This window comes from Ciceribacter lividus, assembly GCF_003337715.1.
GTDB lineage: Bacteria > Pseudomonadota > Alphaproteobacteria > Rhizobiales > Rhizobiaceae > Allorhizobium > Allorhizobium lividum.
Genome location: NZ_QPIX01000032.1, coordinates 1 through 1003, shown reverse-complemented (window position 1 = coordinate 1003; position 1003 = coordinate 1). Strand labels below are relative to the sequence as shown.

2 protein-coding genes are annotated in these 1003 nt (G+C 60.9%); both read right to left on the bottom strand.

Features of this window, described 5'->3' with window-relative positions:
* Positions 1-614 (bottom strand): hypothetical protein (locus DFR48_RS21725; protein WP_147273569.1); only part of this gene is annotated, 614 nt, incomplete at its 3' end.
* Between the two features lie 194 nt (positions 615-808).
* The coding region (locus tag DFR48_RS21720) for an autotransporter outer membrane beta-barrel domain-containing protein (protein WP_114365292.1) at positions 809-1003 on the bottom strand (195 nt) is incomplete at its 5' end.

The window sequence follows — 1003 nt, the reverse complement described above, 5'->3', positions numbered from 1 at the left end:
CGTTGCGGATCAAGGATGGAAGCGATCAGCTCGAGAATGTGCGACGCGCTCTTCGACCGGATGTCAGCCGTCGCCGTCGTGCTGAATGCGACCGATCGCGCATAACCGAACAGCAGATCAAGGCCCGGGGTTTCCGGTGCCAGATTCACCATCGGAGCCTCCTCGAACCGCGGCATCAGAAGCGACAGCCGCGCGTGAGGCGCGATAACGCATGCCGATACTCCAGGGGCTGCGTGAACAAAACGATAGCCTTGCGCCTTCGAAAGAACGGCGACGCCTCCCGGCCGGACGAAGAAGGAATCGTCTGCGAATTCCACGTGGAGTCCGGTCTCGGTCGTCAATATGCAGACATCATCGCGACCATCAACCAAGAGCGGGCGCGAGCGCGTCATTTCAAATGCGCTGGCGTTGGCCAGGCCGTAATTCACACAGCCGATGCTCGCTGCGGCGCTCTCGAAATAGATCGGTGAATCCCGATTTACCGGACAAAAATCCATCCGGCTCAACTCTCTGCCGACCCAATCCCGCAGAGCTTCAACCCTTCTTTTTGCAGGCAGGCCACGAGAGGAGACACGCAACAACGGCGGAGCTTTCTCCGCGATACCACTGTTCATTCGATTACCCGTTTGCACCCTCGCGCCGACGTTCCTTCCCGATGATCCATACTTGGCTCGGGATCACCTTGTCACCGCAGTTGCTGGCCGAACACCATATCTCTATATGGCATCGAGAGTGCCCGAACCAACAAGGGCCGCACTCTGTAGGCCGGCCGCGAGTGCCCGCGGCCAGCCATCGTCAAGAGGCGCCCTCAGAACCTGACGTCGTAGCTGGCGCGGACCATGTGATCGGAACGGTTGGAACCGAACTGCCCGCCATAGGACAGACCAAGGCTGGCATTCTGCGCCAGGCCGAACTCGACCCCACCCTCGACGACCAGGGAATCCCGGGCAAGCGGCAGGCCGGATACCGTGAACGCATCGCCACCGGACGCGAAGCGCGCGAG